We start from the raw sequence: 6237 nt of genomic DNA on the forward strand, positions 1-6237 counted from the left end.
GGGCTGCACCCCGCGATGTTCGCAAGCGCGGTTGAATGACCGGTGAAGAGAGCATTGCCGTCAGGCAAGCGGGACGCTTCCAGCGAGGGTGCCCTGACCCTCCGGGGTGGGTGGTTCTGTCGGTTCAGGGACCACCTGCCGGTGGACGGTTGGGCGCTGGGGGTACCCCCTCTGGGGGAGTTCCCCGCGCCCCTGAGTATGTGCGGCTCTTCCGCGAAAAGACCCTCACTTCTTACAGCGGCCCGGGTGTGCAGGCTCTGCCTGGTGCTTCGTCGCGCTGGACGACCGCTCGGGCTGCTGCTGCGGGGGTCTGCCGGATCTTCGGTGGGTGGGCTGTTGGGCGCGCAGTTCCCCGCGCCCCTGTTTGTGGCTGGTCGCCGCAGAAGAGGTGCACCGTCCAGGGGGTCGGGGTGCCCTAGTTCTCGGTGCGGTACATGAGGTCGGTTTCGTGGGTGGTGAAGCCGAGACGTTCGTAGACGGCGACGGCGGGTGCGTTGTCGGCGTCGACGTAGAGCATGGCGGTGGAGAGGCCACGATCGAGGGCGAGGTGGCGCAGGCCGATCGCGGTCAGGGCGCGGCCGAGACCGCTGCCCTGCTCACCCGGGGCGACCCCGACCACGTAGACCTCGCCGAGCCCCTCGGCCGCGTGCACCTTCGTCCAGTGGAAGCCGACCGGCTCAAAGCCGCGGAAGGCGAGGAAGAAACCGGCCGGGTCGAACCAGGACTCGGTGATGCGATCGTCGAGGTCGGCGCGGGTGATGCCGCCCTGCTCGGGGTGGTGGGCGAAGGCCGCCGCGTTGACCGCGAGCCAGGCCGCCTCGTCCTGGCCGGGCACGAAGGTGCGGACGGTGACGCCCTCGGGCAGCCGGGGCTCGGGCACGCCGGTCAGTTCCGGGTCGAGCGGGCGGCGCATCTGCCGCAGCTCGCGGAAGAGCTTCATGCCGAGCCGCAGGGCGAGGTGCCGGGCGGCGGGGTGCCCGCCGTGCGCCCACACCCGCAGCCGCCGGCCGGTGGCGGCGAGCAGCTCCGCGGCCAGCGCCTGCCCGTGGCCGTGCGAGCGGCGCAGCGGGTGCACCACGAACTCCGCGGCCGGCGCCTCCACCGGGTCGGTGCCGTCGATCTGCCCGTAGCCGGTCAGCTCCTCGGCCGGCGCGCCGTCCGGCCCCGGCGTCCACAGCAGCAGGTGTCGTACGCCGGGCCGCCCGGCCTTGCGGACGTGCAGCCGGCCCTGCTCCGACACGGCAGGCTGGCCGTCCTCGGCGGCGGCTGCCTCGATCAGTTCGAGGACGGCCCGGCCGGCGTCGGCGGGCAGGTCGGTGAGTGTCTCGATGCGGCGGTCGCTCATGCCGTGATCGTACGGCGCGGCTCCGGGTCGTCCTGCGCTGCCACCTGTGGCCGTACCGGGATGATCGCGGCCGACACGCAGGCGGTCGCGGCGGCCAGCACGAAGCCCGGCCAGTAGGCGGTCGCCGAGATCAGCGCGGCCATCGCCGGGGGCACCACGGCGGCGGTCAGGTTCTGCCCGGTGTTGTGCACGCCGAGCGCCCGGCCGGACCAGGCCGGCCCGGCCCGCTCGGCGGTGGAGGTGAAGGACAGCCCGTTGGTGCTGGACGAGATCGCGATGGCGATGACCAGCAGGACGGGAGTGAGCGGCGACGGGAAGGCGGTGGTCAGCGCGGTGGCGCCGATCACCGCGGCGGTGACCACGGCGAGCTGCCGCATCGGGCGCATCCGCTCACCGACCGTGTCGGACCAGCGGCCGACCAGGATGCGGGAGAGTGCGCCCAGCCCCTGGGCGACGGCGATGAGCTGCCCGGCGTGCACCGACGACCAGCCGCGCACGTCGACCAGCAGCACCAGCGCGAACGCCCCCGCGGTGAACTGCGGGATCACCAGCAGCGCCGCCGAGCCGTGGATGCGCCACAGCACGTTGGAGCCGCGGTACGGGTTCGGCGCGGGTTCGGCCGCCGCCTTCGCGGTACGGGCCGGGTCGGCGGCGAACAGCGCGATCAGGACGGCGATCACCCCGCAGGTCACCGCGAGGAAGCCGATCGCGCCGGGCAGGCCGTGCGCGTCCGACAGCGGCGGCATCGCCAGCGCGGCCACGCCCATGCCCAGCGGTGTCGACGTCTGCCGGATGCCCATCGCCAGGCCGCGTTCCTTCGCGGCGAACCAGCCCATCACCAGCCGGCCGCTGGCGGAGTACACCGAGGCGCCCGCGGCGCCGGCCAGCACCAGCAGCAACCCCAGGGCGAGCGTGCCGTGCGCGGCCCACGCGGCCAGCGCGAGGGAGCCCGCGGCCAGCCCCAGGCCGCAGGCGATCACCACCCGCTCGCCCCAGCGGTCGGCCGCGGCGCCCCACAGGTACAGGGCGAGCACGAGGCCGGTGGTGGGCGCCGCGACGAGCAGGCCGACCTCGGTCAGCGACAGGTGCTCCTGCTTGCGCAGGCTGTCGGCGAGGTACGGGATGCCGTAGACGAACGCGCAGGCGGCCGTTTGGGCCGCGGTTCCCAGGGCCAGCATCAGCCAGCGGCGCATGGGGTGCACCTCCTCGGTAGGTGGTGCACCCAACTATGTCGGCTCGCCGAAGGGTGAGACAGAGTATTCCGAATGGTGAGACTGGCTCATGGGGGCGCCGCGCCCCCGGCGGTGCCTCAAATCCCGCTGGACGGCGGGTAATTGGACGGCGGGGCATCGGGCGGCCTGGAGCCGGGCGGCCTGGAGTCCGGCGGGAGGTCCGGCGGAGCCGTCGGTGCGCCTGGCAGCCGCAGCGCCGCCAGCGTGCCGCCGCCCGGTGCCGGGGAGAGCGACACCTCGCCGCCGGCCTGCTGCGCGGTGCGGGCCACGATCGACAGCCCCAGGCCGCTGCCCGGCAGTGACCGTGCCGACGGCGAGCGCCAGAACCGCTCGAACACGTGCGGCAGGTCCTCCGCCGGAATGCCCGGGCCGTGGTCCCGCACCGTCAGCAGTCCGCCGCGCAGCCGTACTTCGATCTCCCCGCCGGGCGGGGAGAACTTCACCGCGTTGTCCATCAGGTTCACGATCGCCCGCTCCAGCCCGGCCGCCTCCGAGCGGACGAACCACGGCGCCACGTCCGCGACGATCTTCAGGTCGGGGCCGCGCAGCCGGGCCCGGGCCAGCGCCGTCTCCGTCACCTCGTGCAGCGCCACCACCTGGAGCGTCGGCCCCGCGTCCGGCCGGGACAGCTCCTGGAGGTCCCCGATCAGCGAGGCCAGCTCCGTCATCTGCGCCTTCACCGACGCCAGCAGCGCCTTGCGGTCCTCCGGCGGGATCGGCCGCCCGGTCGCCTCGCTGCGCTCCAGCAGCTCGATGTTCGTCCGCAGGCTGGTCAGCGGCGTCCGCAGCTCGTGCCCCGCGTCCGCGATGAGCTGCTGCTGACGGTCCCGCGACGACGCCAGCGCGGCCGTCATCGAGTTGAACGACGCGGACAGCCGGGCGATCTCGTCCTGCCCCTCGACCGGGATACGGACGTTCAGATCCTCGGTCCGCGCGATGTGTTCCACGGTCTGGGTGAGGGTGTCCACGGGCCGCAGCCCGGTCTGCGCGATGAGCAGACCCGCGCTGGCCGCGCCGACCGCACCGATCCCGGTGACGGCGAGCAGCACCCAGGCGAGGGTGGTGAGCGGACCGGTGACGTCGCTGAGCGGGCGGGCGACGGACAGGGCGAAGGGCTGGTAGCTCCCGTCGGAGATCTGCAGCGTCCGGCCGGTGCTGGTGGTGCGCACCCGGAAGTCGTGGCCGTCGACCCGCACGGTGTGCGTCACCGACCTGGGCGGGACACCGGGCGGGAGCACCTGGGCCCGGTCGGCGCCGGTGGTCGGGAAGGTGCCCGAACCGGTGACCGAGCAGACCGTGCCGTCGGCGAGCACGAGCTGCGCCAGGATGTTCGAGGGGTTGATCCCGAACTGGTCACTACCCGAACTCGTGCTGGATGCCTGGTCCCCGCAGGTCACCCGCGGGTGGGCCCGTAGCTGCTGCAACGCGAGTTCCTGCCCCTGGTCCAGGGACTTGTCGAGCTGCGAGTTCAGCTCGTTCCGCGTGATCAGCCAGCAGGCCAGCGCGGCCAGCGCGACCGCGACGAGCACCGCGGCCGCCGTCAGGATGGTGAGCCGGGAACGCAGGGGAAGGCGGTTCACGCGTGCCCGCCGTCGAGGGCGCGCAGCACGTAGCCGACGCCGCGCACGGTGTGCACCAGCCGCGGCATGCCGCCGGCCTCGGTCTTGCGGCGCAGGTACATCACGTACACGTCGAGCGAGTTGGAGGACGGCTCGAAGTCGAAGCCCCACACCGACTTGAGGATCTGCTCCCGGGTCAGCACCTGGCGCGGGTGGGTCAGGAACAGTTCGAGCAGCGTGTACTCGGTGCGGGTCAGCTCCACCTGCTGCCCGGCCCGGGTGACCTCGCGGGTGGCCGTGTCCATCCGCAGGTCGGCGAAGGTGAGCGCGTTCGGGGCGGCGTCGTCGGCCTGGCCGTGCGCGGTCGCGTACGAACTGCGGCGCAGCAGCGCGCGCAGCCGGGCGAGCAACTCGTCCAGCTCGAACGGCTTGACGAGGTAGTCGTCCGCGCCCGCGTCCAGGCCGGTGACGCGGTCGCCGACGGTGTCCCGTGCGGTGAGCATCAGGATCGGCGTGGTCACACCGCTCGACCGCAGCCGCCGTGCCGTGGTCAGACCGTCCATCCGCGGCATCAGCACGTCCAGCACGATCGCGTCGGGGCGGTAGCTGTCCGCCTGCTCCAGCGCGGCGAGCCCGTCGGCGGCCAGCGCGGTGTCGTACCCCTCGAACGCCAGGCTGCGGCGCAGCGCCTCCCGTACGGCCGGCTCGTCGTCCACGATCAGCACCCGCGCGGGCGCCTCGCCGCTCTCCCCGTTGCTCATCCGTTTCCTACCTCATGACCCGTCTTGGATGTCCCCAGCGTCGCATGTCGCCCTCAGTTTCCCCGCGCCCGCAGGGTGGTGGCCCTCGTTTCGCGAGGAGCCGCACCTGCCCAAGGGTGCGGGGGCACTCCCCCTGGCTTCGCCGGGGGCACCCCCACCCAGGCGAAGCCAGGGGGAGAACCGTGCGGGCGACCGGCCACCGGGGGACGGTCCGGCGGCCACGGCGAGCACCCACTCAGCTCTGGTCCCCGCCGGCCCGCAGGTGCGTCAGGTCGGACTTCACCGTGTTGATCGGGATCGCGAACCCGAGCCCCACGCTGCCGGCGCTCGACGAGGAGGAGCTGCTGTCGGAGGAGCTGGAGTACATCGCCGAGTTGATGCCGATGATCTGCCCGCTCATGTTGATCAGCGCACCCCCGGAGTTGCCCGGGTTGAGCGACGCGTCGGTCTGGATCGCCTTGTACGTGGTCGTGCTGTTGCCGGTGCTGCCGTTGTACTGGTTGCCGCCGAAGGAGAACGGCCACTGGTCGCTGCCGCCCCCGCTGCCGCCGCCGTAGCCGTAGCCCTGCTGGCCCTGGCCCTGGCCTTGGCTCTGGCTCTGGCCCTCCTCGACCGGCACGGTCACATCGCGGTTGAGCGAGGAGACGATTCCGCTGGTCACGGTGTCGCTGAGGCCCTCGGGCGAGCCGATCGCCACGACCTGGTCGCCGACCGCGAGCCCGGAGGAGTCGCCGAGGACCGCCGCGGGCAGCCCGCTCGCGCCGTTCACCTTGATCAGCGCGAGGTCCTTCTTCGCGTCGGTGCCGACCACCGACGCGGACGCGGTCTTGCCGTTGCTGTAGCCGACCGAGATGCTCTCGGCGCCCGCGATCACGTGGTTGTTGGTGACGATCTGGCCGTTGGAGGTGATGATGACGCCCGCGCCGGTCGACTTGCCGTCGCTGAGGGTCGCGTTGATCTCCACCACGCTCGGGTTGACCGCCTTGTACACGCCGGCCACGCTGCCGTCCACGGCGGAGGCGTTGACCGCGGCGGCGGACGCCACGCTGTTGCCGGAGTCGTCGGTCGCGTGCCCGATCAGCGCGCCGGCGCCGCCGCCGATCACGCCCGCGGCCAGCGCCACCGCCGCGGCGAGCGCGAACGGCCGGCTCATCCTGCGGCGCCGGTGCGGGACGGGCGCGGCGCCCATGGCCGCGTAGCCGGCCTGGTACGCGGGCGGCGGCGGGTAGCCGCCGGCGCCGGTCGCGGTCTCGGGGGCCGGGGGAACCACCGAACCCTGGATCACGGTGTGCCCGGGGTCGCCGCCGCCGTAGTACGGGTCCTGGTAGCCGCCCCCGGAG

5 protein-coding genes are annotated in these 6237 nt (G+C 73.3%); all 5 read right to left on the reverse strand.

The window, feature by feature from the left end; translation table 11 throughout:
• Positions 1–415: 415 nt before the first annotated feature.
• Complete coding sequence (gene mshD / locus AC13HU_RS29590; RefSeq protein ID WP_483045040.1) at positions 416–1345, reverse strand: mycothiol synthase; 930 nt, start codon at positions 1343–1345, stop codon at positions 416–418.
• Positions 1342–2538, reverse strand: a complete 1197-nt coding sequence (locus AC13HU_RS29595; protein WP_483045041.1) for an MFS transporter — start codon at positions 2536–2538, stop codon at positions 1342–1344. Before AC13HU_RS29595 ends, mshD begins: the two co-directional genes overlap by 4 nt.
• A gap of 116 nt (positions 2539–2654) precedes the next feature.
• Positions 2655–4157 (reverse strand): sensor histidine kinase, encoded by a 1503-nt coding sequence (locus tag AC13HU_RS29600; protein WP_483045042.1) that lies wholly within the window; start codon positions 4155–4157, stop codon positions 2655–2657.
• Positions 4154–4897, reverse strand: a complete 744-nt coding sequence (locus tag AC13HU_RS29605) for a response regulator transcription factor (protein ID WP_483045043.1) — start codon at positions 4895–4897, stop codon at positions 4154–4156. Before AC13HU_RS29605 ends, AC13HU_RS29600 begins: the two co-directional genes overlap by 4 nt.
• A 235-nt stretch (positions 4898–5132) precedes the next feature.
• Positions 5133–6237: S1C family serine protease (locus tag AC13HU_RS29610; protein WP_483045044.1), on the reverse strand; the 1105-nt coding region annotated here is incomplete at its 5' end.

The sequence above is a fragment of the Streptomyces sp. NH27 genome (assembly GCF_056859195.1).